This window comes from Cypionkella psychrotolerans, assembly GCF_001294535.1.
Classification (GTDB): Bacteria; Pseudomonadota; Alphaproteobacteria; order Rhodobacterales; family Rhodobacteraceae; genus Cypionkella; species Cypionkella psychrotolerans.
In genome coordinates this window covers 420,353-437,485 of sequence record NZ_LGIC01000086.1, presented here as the reverse complement: position 1 = coordinate 437,485, position 17,133 = coordinate 420,353, and the positions used below count along the sequence as shown (strand labels likewise).

Here is a 17,133-nt window from a genome sequence, read left to right as displayed (position 1 = left end):
TTCGATTGCCACTCAGGATGGAAAACGATCAGCGTCACGCTTCCCAACCCAACGTTGTGGCCTAACTTGGCCACGCGAAGGGGAGGGGTTTGATGCAATATCGATACTTTGGCCGCACCGGGTGGCAGGTCAGTGAGATCGCCGTTGGCGCATGGCAACTGGGCGGCGATTGGGGCGCGGTGGATGATGACACCTCGATCCGAACCTTGCAGCACGCCTTTGATCGCGGGGTCAATTTCGTGGATACCGCCTATATCTATGGCAACGGCCATGCCGAGGAGGTGATCGGACGTGCCTTGCGCACCTGGTCTGGTCGTAAAATTTACGTCGCCACCAAGGCGCAGCCGGTGGAATGGCCCGCACCCGATGACGAGGCTCCGCAGATGCGCGGGCGCTATCCGGCGTGGTATCTGCGCCGTATGGTCGATGACGCCCTGCGTCGGTTGCAACTGGAGCGGATTGACCTGTTTCAACTGCACTCTTGGATGGGGTCGGGGCTTTATGAACTTGATTGGCTTGAGACCCTGAACGCCTTGCGCATCGAGGGAAAGATCGACCAGATCGGCGTCTCGATCCGCGATTATCGCCCGGCCGATGGCGTTGATCTGGCGCGGTTGGGTCTGGTGGCCAGTCAGCAAGTTGTGCTGAACCTGTTCGAGCAACGCCCGGCGGGGGACTTGTTTCAAGCGGGTGCGGGAAGCCAAGGCTTTATCGCACGGGTGCCATTGGACTCGGGGTCTCTGGTGGGGCATTGGGACGAGAACACCTATGCCAGCTTTGCCGCAGGCTCGGTTCCTGCGCAGTTGTTCCGGGGGGATCGGCTTGCCGAAACGCTGGCGCGTGTGCGTGCTTTGAAGACGCTCTGCGCGCCATATTATCCGACTTTGGCCGAGGCGGCGATGCGCTATGTGTTGTCTTGCCCCGAGCTGTCTTGCGTGATCCCGGGCATGTTGAACCCAGAGCAGGTGGATATGAATGTGATCTACAGTGACGGCGCGCCTTTCCCGGCCGAGTTGAAAGCCGCACTTGCCGCACATGTCTGGCCGCGCAATTTCTACCAGTAGCCACAGCTTCGACCGATAGGATGGCCATGACCCGCCAATTAGAACTGCTGCGACCTGGCCAGATTGCCGCGGAAATCGCCCGTTGCCCACGGGTTTGGCTGCCGCTCGGAACGATTGAATACCACAGCCAGCATTTGCCCGTGGGTCTGGATGGCTTGCAGGCGCACGGCCTTTGTCTGGACGCGGCAGAGATCGCGGGCGGGCTGGTCTATCCGCCGCTGTGGTGGGGCACGGGCGGCGGTCATGGCGGTTATCCCTGGACGGTGATGATGCCAGTACAGACCGAGATATTCGGCATCCTAGAGCAGACCCTGAATCGATTGCAGACCTTTGGTGTGCGGCAAGTGGTGCTGTTCACCGGCCATTTCGCCGATGAGCAATTGGCGATGATTGCGCAGCTTGCCGCCGACTGGAACGCGCAGAAGGGGCCATTGCAAGCCTTGGCGTTGGGCGTCAACGGCAATGCAGATGCGCCGCTGCCGCCCGATCACGCGGGGCGGTTTGAAACCACACTGCTGGCGGCGTTTCATCCGAAGGCCGTGGACATCACAATGCTGTCCCCCCCGCAGCCTGATGAGGCAGGCGAAGATCCATTCGGCCCGCAGCGCCATGCACCCACCCATAGCCTACATGGCATTTTTGGCGCTGATCCGCGCGACTATGCACCCGAAGACGCAGCCAATTTGCGCCGTGCGATGGCCACATGGTTGGCCGCGTGTGCAGGCACAATCTAGGCTAGTCCGGTGCCTTGTCGGGCAGGTTTTCTGGCCCGTACAGCACGATTGGCACGGTCGAGGCATAGGGCGGCGCGATATGGGTGGCCTCGGCAAAAGCGAAGTGGTTCAGCAGCACGTCAATGGCGAATTGCGCCTGCAATTCCGGGCTTTGGTCGATGGTCAGGGTCATCAGCCCGTCGCGCAGGCTTTGATAGGTGAAAGCGGTCAACTCGTGCCCGATGAACACCGGCGGCCTAAGGGCAATCCCTGCGCGGATTGCGCCCACCACACCGCGATTGGCAGCCCCCACATTGTAGATCGCCACAGCTTCGGGATGGCGGCGTAAAGCGTCTTTCAGCCGGGCCTCGGACCGCACCATATCATCGCCGCCCTCAACAATCTCAACAATGGGAAACTCCGCCGCATGGGCGACCAGATACGCCGTCAGCCCGCGCACGCGCTCGGCATGCGACTGAAATCCCAGATGGTTGCACAGCACTACCACAGGGCCGGGTGTGGTCATGCGTGACAGGAAATATCCTGCCGAACGCCCCGCCTTAGCGTGGTCAGTCCCGGCATAGGCCAGACGCGCTGACCCCGGCAGGTCTGAAATCATCGTCACCACGGGTTTGCCGCGCGCGGCCAGTTCAGCGATGGCCGCGTGGATCTGCGGGTGATCTTGGGCATAAACAATCGCCGCATCGCAGGGGCTGCACAACAGCGCCCGCGCAATCGTCGCCGGGGCTTCGTTCTCAAGCGTAGTGCGATGGATTGCAACCGAATGATCCATGCGGTCTGACAGACGGCGAAACTCCACCCCCATGCGGCGGATCAGCGGCAGTTCGGGGCGGGCGAGAATGACGTTGATCCGCACCATGCGGTGATGGCTGACCGGCAGCATCCGCCTAAGCCCCAAGCTGCGCGCCGCCTGCAAAACCTGTTGGCGCACCTCATCCGAGACATTGCCACGCTCGTTGATCACACGGTCCACAGTGGCGCTGCCAACCCCGGCAAGCTGGGCTACATCGGCCAAAGTGATGCGAGGGGGTCGGTTATTTTCGGACATAATTCCAACAATTTAGCGATTGCAGACCACAGAAGCACAGCAAGCCTGATGGGTTTCAATCAACTATCCACTGCGACAATATGTCAAGCGGTTCTAGAACTGCCCGCAGCAATGTAGCCGAGTGCCGGATGCGAGACAGGCACCAAAGCACGGTTTGAGACGGTCGGGGGGATGGATGGAGGATCTGAAATTTGGCAAGCGCAACAAGCGTGGGGATTTTTCACCCAGTAAACCGTTGCAAGTGGCCCCAATCATCGTCTGGCCGCCGAAACCGTTGAAATTGCTCGCTTGGCTGCCGCATTACATCTTGCCTTGGAACGCGCTGTTCATGGGTTTTGCCGCAGTGATCTGGTTCTATCTAACGCCCTCCAAGGAAACGCTGCAAACCCTGCACTGGACTTGGATCGTGTTTATTCTGCTGCGCAATGCTGCCCTAGTGTTCCTGTTCTACGGTGCGTTGGAGCTGCGGCTTTATATCCGTCGCGCGCAGGGCAACCGCTTCAAATTCAACGGGCTGTTCCCGGCAGATAAGAAATCGGATGTGTTCATGTTCAAAAGCCAGAACATCGACAACATCCTGCGCAGCTTTGGCACCGGCGTGCCAATCTGGACTGCCTATGAAGTCGGGATGCTCTATGCTTGGGCGCATGGCTTTGGCCCTTGGACCACGTTTGAGGCCCATCCCTGGGCGCTGATCGCCCTGCTGGCCATCATCCCGCTGTTTCACGAGGCGCACTTCTTCTGCATCCATCGGCTGATCCACACGCCGTTCCTGTATAAATGGGTGCATTCGGTCCACCACAACTCGGTCAACCCCTCGCCGTGGTCCAGCCTGTCGATGCATCCGGTCGAACACCTGCTGTATTGGTCGGATATTCTGATCCATCTGGTGCTGCCGTCGCACCCGCTGTTGATGCTCTATCATCTGCAAGTCACTGGTACGGGTGCTGTGGTCGGCCACATCGGCTTTGACAAGATCGAGGCGGGCGAGGCCGCAATGGATAGCCACGCTTATGCCCACTATCTGCACCATAAGTATTTTGAGGTGAATTACTCTGACGGCATGGTGCCCTTCGACCAATGGTTCGGCACATGGCATGACGGCTCGGCTGATGGTGAAGCTCGGATGGAAGTGCGGTTCCAACGCACCCGCGCCAAAGCCAACGCGAAGGTGAACAACACCAATTCGACGACGGGCAGCTAAAGTCGATCACCGAAAGGCACTGCGGGAGGAGGAGAGATCCCCCAGCGCCCTACGACCCATAACACCCAATATCCGCCCACAACGGCGGCAACTCGGAGGAGATGCGACCATGAAATTTCCGAAACTGAACATGAAGACCGCTCTGATGGCGACGGTTCTGGCCTTTGGCGCGCAAGCTGCACTGGCCGAAGGCGTCAGCATTGCGGTGGTCGGTGGCAAGGCGGACGACCCGTTTTTTGCCAAGGTGAAAAAGGGCATTGATGATGCCACATTGGTGGTGGCGGCCCATGGTGGCACGGTCAATTATCTGATGCTGCAAAACTATGACAACATCGGCGGCGACGCGGCAAATCTGGTGCGCACCGCGATTTCGCAGGGCGCTTCGGTGATTGCGGTGCCAAACTGGGTGCCCGATGCGGAGGACGAGGCGATCAAGGCTGCCATGGATGCCGGAATCCCGGTGATGCTGTATAACTCGGGTGGCGCGGATAAAGCCAAAGAGTTGGGCGCGATCAATTACATCGGCAACGAAGAATATCCGGCAGGTTTGGCAGCGGGGGCCTATTTCGGCAGCCATGGCTTCAAAAACGTGATCTGTGTCAACACTGTTCCGGGTGCGCAGAACCTTGAAGACCGCTGCAAGGGCGTGGCGGACGGCATCGCCAAGGAGGGTGGTGTTTCCACCCAACTGCCGCTGCCAGCCTCCAGCTTTGGCGATCCGACAGCTGTGGCCGAAGCGATCAAGGCGACCCTGATGAAAGACTCCACCATCAACGGCGTGGCCACCATTTCGGCAGCGGATGCCAATTCTGCGGCCACGGGGATCGAGCAGGCAGCCCTGACGGCAAAGGTGCAACTCGCGTCCTTCGATATGGACGGCGCGGGGCTGGACCGTATCAAGGCGGGCACGCAACTGTTTGCGGTCGATCAACAGCCGTGGCTGCAAGGCTTTCTGGCGGTGTCGATGGCGGATGCCTATGTCAGCTTTGGCACCGCGATTGCCACCGCTCCGGTGCTGACCGGGCCGGGCATTGTCGATAGCGCCAATGTTGACGCCACCATCGCTGGTGCTGCGGCTGGGTTCCGCTAAGCTTTCACCCGCCATCCGGCCCCGCAAGATTGCGGCGGGGCCGGACATTTCAAGCGCCATGATCTGACCCACCCGCGACGCTGCGCGGTAAAGCCTCGGATCTGCATCGACGGGAACCCGTACATGACCAATACCCCCACCTCGTTTTCCATCGGTGCCTTGTTGCGCCGTCCCGAGACAGGCTCTTTTCTGGGACTCGCTGCCGTGTTCGGCTTTTTCACCTTCTTTGGCGGCAGCAACTTTGCCTCAATCGGTGGGGCTGCGTCTTGGCTGAATGTGGCCGCGGCGCTGGGCATCATCGCTATCCCCATCGGCCTTTTGATGATTGCAGGCGAGTTGGATATTTCCATCGGTTCCTTGGTGCCCGCAGGGTCGATGATGGTGGCGATCATTTCGGGGCATTTCCATATGCCGATGCTGCTGGGCATTGGCGCCGCCTTGGCACTCGGGGCATTTGTCGGTCTGATCAACGGCCTTTTGGTGGTGCGCACCGCCGTTCCCAGCTTTATCGTCACGCTTGGCACGCTGTTTGCGGTGGCGGGGCTAACGCTCGGGCTGTCGGTTCTGGTCACTGGCACCACCTCGGTCGCATTAAAGGCCGGGCCCGAGGCGAAATGGCTATTGGGCCGCTTCATTGGTGGCGTGTTCCAAGTCACCATCCTGTGGTGGATTGCGGCGGCGCTGCTTTGGGGTTTCCTGTTGCACTTCACCCGCTTTGGCAACTGGATCTTCGCCATGGGCGGTGACAAGGTGTCCGCCCGCAACGCAGGTATCCCGACCGACTGGATGACAATCCTGCTGTTCATGTGCAGCGGTGCCAGCGCCACCTTTGTTGGCGTAAGCCAGGCCATTCTGTATAACTCGGCCCAAGTGTCTGCGGGGCAATCCTATATCTTCAACGCGATCATTTCGGTTGTGGTCGGCGGCGTGCTGCTGACCGGAGGATATGGCTCGGTGGTGGGGATCATCCTTGGAACGCTGACCTTCGCCGTGGTCAGCCAAGGCATCTATTACACCGGATTTGACGCCAACTGGGCCAGCCTGATCATCGGCGTGCTGCTGTTGCTGGCGGTGCTGATGAACAACACCTTCCGCAAAATGGCGCTGTCCTATGCGCCGAAGAAGAAAGGAGCCAAAGCATGACTGCGCCCATCCTCAAGCTGATCAACGTCAACAAATCCTTCGGCCCGATCGACGTTTTGCATGACCTGAACCTAGAACTGCGGGCGGGCGAAGTCCTGTGCCTGCTCGGCGATAACGGCGCCGGGAAATCAACTGTGATCCGGCTGTTGTCGGGCGTGCATCAGCCCTCTAGCGGCACGATTGAGATGGACGGTGCGCCCGCCAAATTCGCCAGCCCGCGGGATGCCTCCAACCACGGCATCGCCACAGTTCATCAGTTCGGCGGCACGTTTCCGTTGATGTCCATCGGGCGGTCGTTTTTCGTCAGGGTCGAGCCCACCAAAGGCTGGGGCCCGTTCAAGATCTATGACCGGAAGAAAGCTAATGCCATCGCGGTGGAGGCCGTGCAACGCCTTGGTATCACCCGCATCACCGATGGCGACCGTTTGGTGGGCGGGCTTTCCGGCGGCGAGCGGCAATCCTTGGCCATCGCCCGCGCCGTTCACTTTGGCGCGCGGGTGTTGATCTTGGATGAACCCACCGCAGCTTTGGGCGTCAAACAAGCTACCCATGTGCTGCGCATCGTCAATGAGGCCAAACGGCGCGGCTTGGCGGTGATCTTCATCACCCATCAAGTGATGCACGCCATGGCGGTGGGCGATCATTTTGCGGTGTTGATCCGGGGGGCGATTGCCGCCGATTTCCGCAAGGGTGACAAAACCCGTGAAGAAATCACCGACCTGATGGCGGGTGGCGAGACCATGGCCGCGCTTGAAGCCGAGATTGAGGGTTTTAGGACCGCCCCTGACGGCCAACCCGCCAAATTGGCCTGATTGAAGAGTTTCCCAGGGTGTTGACCTCTCCCAGCACCCCAAACCTGTCCGGGCCGGGGTATGCCTCGGCCCGGACGCTTTAAGCATAGTGGGTCGTCCACGGCCCTCTCAAACTCAGACCAAAAACGCCCCGGACCAAGCCGGGGCGTTGCATTTGCCTTTTTCTGGGGTCAGAGCAGGAAGTCGCCCGCACCCAAATTCAAGTTCCCGGTCAGTTGCACGATCAGATCGGGGTTGCCGTCGCCATCCAGATTGACCGCGATCTGGGTGATCGCATCGGCTCCGGCGCCGAACTTCTCGATATGGATGGTGCCCGCCGCATTGCCACCCAGCACCAAGGCAAAGGCCTGATCTCCGGCCGCAATCGGATCGGCGTCAAGGCCAGTGAAGTCCAGCTTGTCGATGCCAATCTGGAAGTCGGTGATCAGATCAGCGCCGCCGAGTTGGTTCAAAGAGTCGGTGCTGGCGCGGAACACAAACACATCCGTACCGCTGCCCCCGGTCAGCACATCCGCCCCGGCATCACCGATCAGCACATCGTTGCCGGTGCCACCGCTTAGCAGATCGGCACCCGCACCCCCCTCAACCCGATCATTGTCGAAGCTGCCATCGATGGAGTCGTTGCCGTCACCGCCCGTTAGGGTGTCATTGCCCAGAAAGCCCGTCATCACGTCGTTGCCGCTATCTCCGGCCATCACGTCATTGCCCGTGCCGCCGTTCATCACATCATTGCCGCTATCGCCATGCATCTGATCGTCGCCCGAGTCGCCGTTCAGCCGATCATCGCTGGAACCGCCACTCATCACATCATTGCCCGAGTCTCCGTCCAACGTGTCGCTGCTGCTGCCGCCGAAGATCAGGTCATTGCCTGCGCCGCCAAACAGTTGGTCCGCATCAAAGCCGCCGTCGATGCTATCCGCGCCGTCACCGCCCAAAATGGTGTCATTGCCAAAGCCGCCGAGGATGGTATCGCTGCCGCCCATGCCGTCCAATCGGTTTGCCACCGAACTGCCGCTGATCGTGTCCACATTGCTGGTGCCGATCACGTTCTCAAAGCCCGAGAAAGTGGTGGTGCCGAAGGTGCCAGTCACAAGGTTGATCTGGTTGTTGCCGCCGATCACCTGAAACAGCGTCGACATATTGGTGAAATCCAGCGTGTCGGTGCCGCTGTCGCCAAACAGCGTATCGCCCGAGCTGGCCAGCACGGTATCGTTGCCAATCCCGCCGCGCACCAGATCATTGCCCGCGCCGCCATCCAGCCGATCATCGCCCTCCCCACCGTCAAGGCTGTCATTGTCCAAGCCGCCCGTCAGCACATCATTGCCGCTGCCGCCAGTGATGCTGTCGTTACCTGTATCGCCTGCCATCGTATCGGCATCGGTGCCCCCATCCATCCGGTCATTGCCGCTGCCGCCGCTCATCGCGTCACGACCCGAGCCGCCAAACATCTGGTCATTGCCAGCCCCCCCGGACACCGTGTCATTGTCGGACCCCGCGTCGATCAGGTCATTGTCGTTGCCGCCATCAAGGCTGTCACGCCCGCTGCCGCCAAAGATACTGTCATTGCCAGAGCCGCCAAAGATGCTGTCATTGCCGCTCAAGCCTTGCAACTGATTGGCTAGGCTGTTGCCCACCAAACGGTCGGCAAAGCCCGAGCCATTCACATTCTCGATGCTGATCAAATGGTCGCCCTGCGCAAAACCACCGCTTTGCACCGTGCGATTCAGATCGACATTCACCGCAGCGGTCGAGCTGCTGTAGGTGGCGGTATCGGTATCCGCGCCACCGTTTAGAGTGTCATTGCCAAGCCCGCCAAACAGCGTGTCATTGCCATCATCGCCGTTCAGATTGTCATTGCCGGAAACCCCCAGCACAGCCTCGTCGTGCAGCACGTCATTGCCTTCGCCGCCCGACAGGGTGTCGTCGCCAACGTAGGAAAACAGCGTGTCATTGCCGGTCAGACCGGAAATCACATCGTTCAAGACGCCCAAAGTGCCATCGGTGACTTCCGAGTCATTGCCAAGGGTGCCGGATTTGCCAAAAAGGGATGCCATTTTAATCTCCATCAAAACTGTGTCACGCGGCGTGATTGCCGTCGTAGGGCTTAAATGCCATGCGGCGGCGCGGGCGGCTGTTCCCTGCGGAACAGGGGTTTTGTGTGCAAACCCTTGCGTGAAATCACAGGGCAGGCGAAGTTTGCCAAAAGCTTCGGAGCCCGGATGAGCCCTGCACCGCCCTCACGCGAAAAACCAAGCTTCTGGCGGTCTTTCCCGCTGTTTCAGGATCTGCCCGATGCGGTGCTTGCGTACATTGATGCCGCCGCCACCCCGCAGCGCTGGGCAGCGGGCGAGGCGATCTTTCAGCGTGGCGATGCGGGCGAATGGCTGCTGGCGCTGAAATCGGGCCGCGTGCGGCTGTCGCTGATCACCCAAGCTGGCCGCGAACTGACCCTGCGCCATGCCGAAGCGGGCGATACTTTGGGCGAATTGGCGCTGTTCGATCAAGATCCCCGCTCGGCAGATGCCACCGCGGTGCTGAACACCACAGGCTATGTCCTCGCCCGTCGAAGTTACGAGGCGCTCGCCAGCAAGCACCCCGCCCTGACCATGGGCGTGGCACGCTACCTCAGCCGCCGCCTGCGCGAGACGACTGAACAGTTGGAATCCATCGCGCTCTACCCGCTCGAAGCCCGTGCCGCGCGGTTCCTGCTGTTCACCTTGCGGCAGTTGAACGGTCTCGATCTGCCCAGCCGCGCCACCCTGCGGCTAGAGATCAGCCAGACCGAACTCGCCACCGTGCTGGGCGCCAGCCGCCCCAAGGTCAACCGCGCGCTTTTGGCGCTGGCTGAAGCGGGCGCATTGATCAAAGGGCCAGACGGTTGGGATTGCGACATTCCCGCGCTGCAAGCCTTGGCCGAACCCGATGCAGATTGAACGGGCTGCCCGGCGCGCAGGCTTTGTGGCGCTGCTGGTGGCGGGTGCTGTGGCTTTGGCGATGCCCGACCGCTTGCATGATCTGCGCGAGGCGACGCTTGATGTGGGCCTAGCCGCGACTGCGGCAGCACCATCGGGTCAAGTGCAAGTGATTGAGATCACGGCACAAGATTTAGCCCAACTTGGCCGCTGGCCGTGGCCACGCACCAGATTGGCGCGGGTGATCGACCAGATCGCTGCCCAAAATCCCAATGTTCTGGGCCTCGATCTGGTGCTCTCCGGCCCCGATCCCGCCGGACCACTGGCCTTGTCCGATGTGCCCGGGGGCAAGGCCCTGACCGATGGCGATGACGCCCTGCAAATCGCTTTGTCCCGCGTACCAACGGTTCTCGCCGCCGCTTTGTCCGATCAATCTGCCCCCGTGCCACCGTTGGCCCCGCTGCTGTCGTCCGGCCCGCCGGTGCCAACGCAGCCATGGTTTGCCAATGGCTTAGAAGCCTCAACCCTGACCGCAGCGGGCCTAGGCGTCAGCGCGCTGCGCGGGGAGGCACAGGGCAGGGTCCGTCGCGTGCCCCTGCTGGTGCTGGCAGATCAATCCCCCGCCCCCGGATTTGCCACTGAAGTTGTGCGACTGGCCCAAGGCGCAAGCGCGCTGCGCATCGGGCAAGGCAAATTAAGCCTCGGTGCGATTGTCCTGCCCCTCGGCACCCAAGCCGACCTGCGCATCCGCCCGACTGATCCCGCCAAATGGAGCAACCGGACCATCAGTTTGGCGCAAGCCTTGTCACAAGACCACGATTTTTCCGCAAAAATCGTCTTACTTGGCCTCAGCGCGCCGCAGGCGGCCTCCTTGCGCCCAACGGCTGTCACCCCGCTCGCGCCCTCGGTGCAGATCCAAGCCGATGCAATCGAAACCATGCTTTCGGGCCACATGCTGCTACGTCCGGCTTGGGCGGCATGGGTCGAGATTGCGGCAGCTGTGGCGATGGCCCTGCTGGCGCTTTGGATCGCCGCGCACGGCTCCGCCACCAAAGCCTTAGCCGTGACGCTCGGTCTGCCCTTGCTCTGGGCTGTCGCCACCACCGCGCTGTGCCTGCGCGCGGGCCTTGCACTCGACCCGGTCAACCCCGCTCTGCTGCCGCTCGCCACGGGCCTCACCGCCACCACCGCCGCGATGCTGGCCGCCCGCCGCCATGCCCAAGTCCTGCGGCGGCGGTTTGAGCGGCATCTCTCGCCCGCTGTGGTGGCGCGGATCGCCGCGCAATCGGGCCTCAGCCGTCTTCCCGGCGAGGTGCGCGAGATCACCGCTTTGTTCACCGACATCGCGGGTTTCTCGCCCTATGCCGACGCGCTGTCGCCCACCGATCTGATCGCCATCCTCGACCGCTATTTCGCCGGGCTGACCCTGATCGTCCACGCCCATGGCGGCATGGTGGACAAGTTTGTCGGCGATGCCGCACATGTGCTGTTCAACGCCCCCTTCGATCTGCCAGACCACTGCGCCCGCGCGGTGAAAGCGGGGCAAGCGCTACAAGCCTACGGCGTTGCATTCGCCGCTGATCCGCAGAACCAAGGCCTCGGCATCACCCGCGTCGGGATGGAATGTGGCGTGCTGGTGGTCGGTGATGTCGGTGCGGGGGAAAAGCTGGATTACACCGCGCACGGTCGCGCGATGAACATCGCCGCACGGTTGGAGCAAGCGGGCAAAGGCCTTGGTGTCACGCTTTTGGCAGGGCCAGCTTTATACGCGGCACTTCCTGCGCTGCAATGGCACAGCATGGGCGAGGTCGAGTTGCGCGGCTTCGGCAAGGTGGCGGCCTATACGCTCCCGCCCACCAGCTAAGCCCCCACCAAAGCCATCGCCGCCGCAATCCGCGCCTGTTTCCAAGCTGCTGGCTGTGACGGAGCTTCCCCAGGTGCCGCAATATCGCTGCCAAAGCCCGGCAGAATCGCCACCTCCACCCCGCCGCTAGACAGCCGCACTTCACCGCGCTCGACAAACACCCCGAACCTATCCTTGCTGGGTCCGGCAAAAAACCGTGTCCCGCGCACTGCGATCAGGCCAAACGCTGTGTTGAGTTGAACTGGCGTTTTCAGCGCGCCCTCGGCGCGGTCAAACAGCATGGCCCCCGTGCCCAGCACCAACTCGCCCCCCGCCTCGGCGGTGAATTGGTCAATGGTCAGCGTGGTCTGTGGCCCCATCAGAATACGCGTGGTACCCGCCAGCAGCATCGTCAGCCGAGACTCCGCCCCGGTGCCAATCTCATCGCCCAGAAACACCGCCGCTTGCGCCACCAGATCTCGGGCAGGTGACCCCGCGGCCCAAGCTTTACCCTCGGTGGTTTCCACCACGCCGACATCACTGGCCGCCCAGATCGGCAGCGGCAGCATCACAGCAGATGTCGTCAGCATCACCTGCCGACGGCTAAGCTCAGTACGGGGGGCCATCGCAATACCTCATGTCAATAATACCGCCCAGCCTAGCCGATTTTTGGCGCTCAAGCCAGCGCTTCGGCCCGCGCCGCAGGTTCCGCGCCGTCACACCATTAATGAAAAACCGTGCGACCTTGGCGTCGATCTGATCGGGCCTAAGGGCGCGGCGCGGCAGGGACGAGGTCATATTAGCCCCCACCTGATCGAGATACCAAAACCCGCGCAAATACCCCGGAAGCGCGCGCAAGATGCCGGGGCGGATCGGTTGACGCGGACCAATCAGAAAGTGAACATGGATTCGGATTTGCAAAAGCTGCTGCGATGCAGGCTGCCCCGCCTGCGCCAAGCCCGCAGCTATCCCCCCGGTCTGCGCTTTAGCCGCCAGTTTTTTTGAAGAAATCAAACCGCCCGGACGCCACATCACCATGCCAGCTTTCGCCAGCATGAACGATCAAGCTGGGCACATCAGGCATGGTGAAGGTTGGTGGGCATCAGACACTCGATAAGGGCCCCTCCAGCCTAGCCCGCCCGCAAGGCTCAAACCAGAGGCATCCGCCGCATCTGCCCCGGTACAGCGGGGTCGCGGTATTTGTTCGGCACGCCGTTTTCCACCAACAACCTGGCGCAATAGGCGACGCGATCCGCATCCAGTGTCACACCAAGGCCGGGGCCTTTTGGCAAAGCAATATGGTTGTTCTTCGGGCTGAACGGCCCTTCCGCGATCACATCATGCGGCTGCTGGCGCAGCAGAGATTGATTCGGCTCACGGATATGCGGATGGGCGGAGCAGGCCTGCAGATAGGCGGCGGTTTCCAGACCCGAGCCACCCGAATAGCACCAGAAATCAATCCCCGCGCCTTGGCACGCCGAGACAAACCGCAGCATCGCCGAAAAGCCGCCAAACCCCGCCACATCCGACACAATCGCATCCGGCACGCCATAGGCCACCGCCTTGCCGATATCGGTATTATGCCCCGAAAACGGAATTGTGGTGCGAGTGCGCAGCCGTTTCATCGCCGTCCAGTCCGGCGTCGGGTCCTCCCAGTTGCGGATATTCAATTCCTCAAACGGCGGTGCAAGATGCAGACACGACGGCAGCGAGAACGCCTGATTGCTGTCGATCCGCAGCATCGCATCCTCGCCCAAAGCCGCGCGTAGGGCCTGCATCAACCGGATATTGGCGTTGAGATCGGGGTCGGAGACTTTGCCTTCAAACCACGTCGTGCCGTGGGCTTCGCGCAGGGAAAGGCAATAGTCGACAACATCCTGAATACTGGCCTCGCCGCCCTTACCTCCCTGCGGCAAGCGGTAAGAAAAATAATCGGTGAATGGAATGTCCTCGCGCTGAATGCCGCCCAGCAGATTCGCCACCGGCTGACCCCACAGCTTGCCGCGCAGATCCCACAGCGCAATCTCAATCCCGCCCCAAGCCGCCCGCGTCGCGTAGTCCGTCACCGAATGATTGGCGGGCATCGACGGCAAAACCCGCCGCTCTAGCCCCGCCATGTCCAGCGGATCATGGCCCACCAGTGCTTCCGCCATCCGCGCGATGATCGTGGCAGAGCCATGACTGGGCGCTTCGGCAATGCCGATCAGACCGTCGCTGGTTTCCACCTCCACAATCGTCTTGGTAAACCCATCCAGCGCGCCATAAGACCAAAGGTAAGGTGCTTCCAATGGGATCAGGACGGGCGTGGCACGAATGGCTTTGATCTGCATGGCGGCTCCTTGGTTGCGGTCAGCGTGGCTAGGATCGCAGGGCATGTCCGGTGTGTTTGCGACAAGAAAAGTCGCCGCTTGCCACTTTGCGGCGCGGGGTAGGGCAGCTATGCTGACGGCATGATCCGCGCCTTGCCCCTTTTGATCGGTCTTTGCCTCGCCAGCCCAGCGGCGGCGGAGTTTGCGGTCTGCAACCAAAGTTTCGACGTGGTGAACGTTGCCATTGGACAGGATGTCGAAGGCGAGTTTCAGACCGAGGGTTGGTGGACCATCGGCCCAAACCAATGCGCCAATGTGATCAAAGAAGAACTGACCAGCCGCTACATCTACCTCTATGCGCAAGACGTGTTTGGCCAACCAATCCTGAACGGCACGACGCAGATGTGCGTCTCGCCGCGCAAGTTTTCGATCCGGGGGATTTCGGAATGCTGGTCGCGCGGCGATATTTCGGCGGGGTTTATTGAGGTCGATACGCTGAAAACCCAGAGGTGGACGTTGTTTTTGGCGGCCACGCAGTAGGGGCTTTCCGCCCCTCGGCCTGCGGCCTCACCCCGAGGATATTTGAGCACTGAGGATGACCATTTTAGACAAGTTTAGCAATTTGTGAGCCGCTGGCCAGTTGATCCCCGCTGCGCTAGGTTGGCCTTGGTTCATAGATTGTATTTCAGCTTATTCCGGCAAGGTTGGCATGGAAATCGACCCCCGATTCAAAGCGGCGCGCGACCGATCTGCGCAGCGGCGTAGCAACGCGGTCGCGGTGCGCGTTGTACTGTGGGTCGCGGCGCTGCTGGCTTTGTCCGGCGTGGCCGTGGCTTTGTATTTCGGTGGCGTGGTGACGGTTGGCACCCCGGATGATCCGCTCGATGTGGCCGATGATACGCCGCCCGCCGCCTATGTCTCGGCCTTCGTCGATCTTGCAGGCGATCCGATGGTGCTGCGGTTTGATACTGGGGCCGCGCAGAAAACCCGTAAGTTGCTGCGACCGATAGATATTCCGGCAGACCGCGCCGGGGATGAGCTGTCTTTGCTGAGTGATGATCTGATCACCGGCGAAGAAAAATTGATCACCACTTTGCCGTCGAGCCGTGAGGATTTCGCCTATTTCCAAGCCCAACGTAGCGCTCCCACCGCCTTACCGAAAGCCCAGGTGCCATCCGAACAGCCCGCCGAAACCATTGTCGTCGCCGATGGTGATGCCAGTTGGGGCGAGAATATGGACGGTACCACCACGCCGGAAACCTATGTGAAAACCCGGATTGAAAACACCACCAGCGTCAATTTCATCCTGCCAGAAGCGCAACGCAAGCCGCCCTATCAAGACACCTTCCTGCGGCTGAAAGACACCACCGATCTGATAGGCCTGATGACCGAGAACGGCATGGATGCCACGGCGGCCAAACGCTTTGCGGAGGCAGCAGCACTTCTGCTGCCCGAATTTGCCAGCTTGGGGCCGGGGAAAATTCTCGCGATGCGGGCGGCGAACCGTTCTGGCATGATGGTGCCGGTGCAGGCCTCGCTTTACACCAAGACCGATTATTTCGGCTCGGTGGCACTGAATGATGCGGGCAATGTGGTGACTTCGGCGGACCCATGGGTCGAGGAGGATCTGTTCAGCTTCGCGGGCGATCAGGTCGCCGCAGACGTGGACACCAGCCGCAAATACCGCATGCTGGATGCGTTCTATTCGGCGGCTATCCGCAATGGCGTGCCTTCGGCCGTGGTGGCCGAAACCATCGTGATGATGAGCCAAGCCTTTGATATGGATAGCTTCGCCGCCCCCGGCGATAAGATGACTTTGCTTTACTCCCGTGACCCGGGTACGGGGGGTTCCGGCCCCGGTCAGGTGCTGTATGCCGCGATCAAGGGTGAGGGCAAGGTGCTGGAATGCCATGTCTACAAGCCCGCAGGCAGAGAAGATTACACTTGCTTCGGCCCCGGCACCAGCGGCGGCGGCGGGGCTGCGGGCGGTGGCGTTTCCCTGCGCGCGGGCTTCGTCACCCCGGCCAAAGGTGTTTTGACCTCACGCTTCGGCCCCCGGATGCACCCGATCCTCAAGGTGCTAAAGCTGCACAAGGGCACGGATTGGGCAGCCCCGGTCGGCACCCCGGTGGTCGCGGCTTTCGGCGGCACCATTTTGGCGGCGGGCGACGGCGGCACTTATGGCAACCTGATCAAGATCAGCCATCCCGGCAATCTGGAAACCCGCTACGCGCATCTGAGCGCCTTCGCCGATGGCATCAAGGCGGGCATGGCCGTCACCGCAGGCCAGCTGATCGGCTATATCGGCACCACCGGGCAATCCACCGGGCCGCATCTGCATTTCGAGTTGTATGAGAACGGCGTGGCCGTTGATCCGCTGGTGGGTGGGGTGACTGTGGTGGCGGATGGCGGCGGCTCGGCGGTGGAAATTCTTGTCGATCAGATCATCCGCGTCGAATCAGGCGGCAAGGCCGATGCCGCCAATCCGCTGTCCAGCGCCGTGGGTCTAGGCCAGTTTATTGAGAGCACATGGCTGAGGATGATGCAGCAATACCGCCCCGATCTGGCTTCGACGATGGGCCGCGCCAGCCTTCTGGCCCTGCGCACCGATCCCACCATCAGCCGCGATATGGTCACCGCCTTGGCGCGCGAAGGCGAAAGCTATCTGCGCGCGCGCGGCCATGACATCACCGCCGGGCGGCTTTATCTCTGCCATTTCTTGGGGGCCGAGGGCGCGAATATGGTGCTGAGCGCGCAGGATGATCAACTGGTCGCCGATGTGATGGGCGGCGGTGTGGTTAAGGCCAACCCGTTCCTTGCAGGCCGCACGATTGCCTATGTCAAGGAATGGGCTGAATTGAAGATGAGCCGCAAGGGTGGCGGTTCATTGCCTACTGTTGCTGCGACCCCGCCCGAAGTGCTGGCCTATCAGAAGATCATCGCAGGGATATTGGGCACGCCGATATAAAAGGGG

Annotated in this window: 15 protein-coding genes; 10 read left to right on the top strand and 5 right to left on the bottom strand. The window is 61.3% G+C overall.

The genetic code is table 11. The features are described from left to right. The first annotated feature begins 92 nt into the window (after positions 1-92). Complete coding sequence (locus AKV04_RS21755) at positions 93-1,064, top strand: aldo/keto reductase (RefSeq protein ID WP_054008470.1); 972 nt, start codon at positions 93-95, stop codon at positions 1,062-1,064. Between the two features lie 26 nt (positions 1,065-1,090). Next, positions 1,091-1,798, top strand: a complete 708-nt coding sequence (locus AKV04_RS21750; protein WP_082351794.1) for a creatininase family protein — start codon at positions 1,091-1,093, stop codon at positions 1,796-1,798. A 1-nt stretch (position 1,799) separates the two neighbouring features. Here AKV04_RS21750 and AKV04_RS21745 read toward each other — a convergent pair whose 3' ends face one another. Continuing rightward, positions 1,800-2,846 (bottom strand): LacI family DNA-binding transcriptional regulator, encoded by a 1,047-nt coding sequence (locus AKV04_RS21745; RefSeq protein ID WP_054008469.1) that lies wholly within the window; start codon positions 2,844-2,846, stop codon positions 1,800-1,802. Positions 2,847-3,021: 175 nt separating this feature from the next. Here AKV04_RS21745 and AKV04_RS21740 point away from each other — a divergent pair, with 175 nt between their 5' ends. The 4 genes from AKV04_RS21740 (at position 3,022) to AKV04_RS21725 (ending at position 7,095) form a co-directional block, all read left to right on the top strand. After that, entirely contained in the window at positions 3,022-4,050 is a 1,029-nt protein-coding gene (locus AKV04_RS21740; RefSeq protein ID WP_054008468.1) for a sterol desaturase family protein, read from the top strand. A 109-nt stretch (positions 4,051-4,159) separates the two neighbouring features. After that, complete coding sequence (locus AKV04_RS21735; RefSeq protein ID WP_054008467.1) at positions 4,160-5,140, top strand: substrate-binding domain-containing protein; 981 nt, start codon at positions 4,160-4,162, stop codon at positions 5,138-5,140. A gap of 123 nt (positions 5,141-5,263) precedes the next feature. Next, positions 5,264-6,283 (top strand): ABC transporter permease, encoded by a 1,020-nt coding sequence (locus AKV04_RS21730; protein ID WP_054008466.1) that lies wholly within the window; start codon positions 5,264-5,266, stop codon positions 6,281-6,283. Further along, entirely contained in the window at positions 6,280-7,095 is an 816-nt protein-coding gene (locus tag AKV04_RS21725) for an ATP-binding cassette domain-containing protein (protein ID WP_054008465.1), read from the top strand. Before AKV04_RS21730 ends, AKV04_RS21725 begins: the two co-directional genes overlap by 4 nt. A 170-nt stretch (positions 7,096-7,265) precedes the next feature. On the opposite strand, the gene AKV04_RS21720 is transcribed toward AKV04_RS21725, so the two are convergent. Beyond that, a complete protein-coding gene (locus AKV04_RS21720; protein WP_162232924.1) occupies positions 7,266-9,149 on the bottom strand; it encodes a calcium-binding protein in 1,884 nt (627 codons plus the stop codon). Positions 9,150-9,314: 165 nt separating this feature from the next. Here AKV04_RS21720 and AKV04_RS21715 point away from each other — a divergent pair, with 165 nt between their 5' ends. Together AKV04_RS21715 and AKV04_RS21710 are read left to right on the top strand one after the other, a co-directional pair. Further along, the gene (locus AKV04_RS21715) at positions 9,315-10,028 is read left to right on the top strand and encodes a Crp/Fnr family transcriptional regulator (protein WP_054008544.1); all 714 of its coding nucleotides are present in this window, start codon (positions 9,315-9,317) and stop codon (positions 10,026-10,028) included. After that, complete coding sequence (locus AKV04_RS21710) at positions 10,018-11,871, top strand: CHASE2 domain-containing protein (RefSeq protein ID WP_054008463.1); 1,854 nt, start codon at positions 10,018-10,020, stop codon at positions 11,869-11,871. Before AKV04_RS21715 ends, AKV04_RS21710 begins: the two co-directional genes overlap by 11 nt. Here AKV04_RS21710 and AKV04_RS21705 read toward each other — a convergent pair. From AKV04_RS21705 to AKV04_RS21695, 3 genes are all read right to left on the bottom strand, one after another. Further along, complete coding sequence (locus AKV04_RS21705) at positions 11,868-12,476, bottom strand: FecR family protein (RefSeq protein WP_082351785.1); 609 nt, start codon at positions 12,474-12,476, stop codon at positions 11,868-11,870. The genes AKV04_RS21710 and AKV04_RS21705 overlap by 4 nt on opposite strands. Next, positions 12,460-12,906 carry a hypothetical protein gene (locus tag AKV04_RS21700; RefSeq protein WP_054008461.1) on the bottom strand — a complete coding sequence of 149 codons (447 nt, stop codon included), beginning with the start codon at positions 12,904-12,906 and terminating at the stop codon, positions 12,460-12,462. The genes AKV04_RS21705 and AKV04_RS21700 overlap by 17 nt, the downstream gene beginning before the upstream one ends. Before the next feature lie 92 nt (positions 12,907-12,998). Then, positions 12,999-14,180 carry a mandelate racemase/muconate lactonizing enzyme family protein gene (locus AKV04_RS21695; RefSeq protein WP_054008460.1) on the bottom strand — a complete coding sequence of 394 codons (1,182 nt, stop codon included), beginning with the start codon at positions 14,178-14,180 and terminating at the stop codon, positions 12,999-13,001. A 120-nt stretch (positions 14,181-14,300) separates the two neighbouring features. On the opposite strand from AKV04_RS21695, the gene AKV04_RS21690 reads away from it, so the two are divergent. Beyond that, positions 14,301-14,699, top strand: a complete 399-nt coding sequence (locus AKV04_RS21690) for a DUF1036 domain-containing protein (protein WP_054008459.1) — start codon at positions 14,301-14,303, stop codon at positions 14,697-14,699. Between the two features lie 169 nt (positions 14,700-14,868). Then, positions 14,869-17,127 carry a peptidoglycan DD-metalloendopeptidase family protein gene (locus AKV04_RS21685; protein WP_054008458.1) on the top strand — a complete coding sequence of 753 codons (2,259 nt, stop codon included), beginning with the start codon at positions 14,869-14,871 and terminating at the stop codon, positions 17,125-17,127. Positions 17,128-17,133 lie beyond the last annotated feature (6 nt).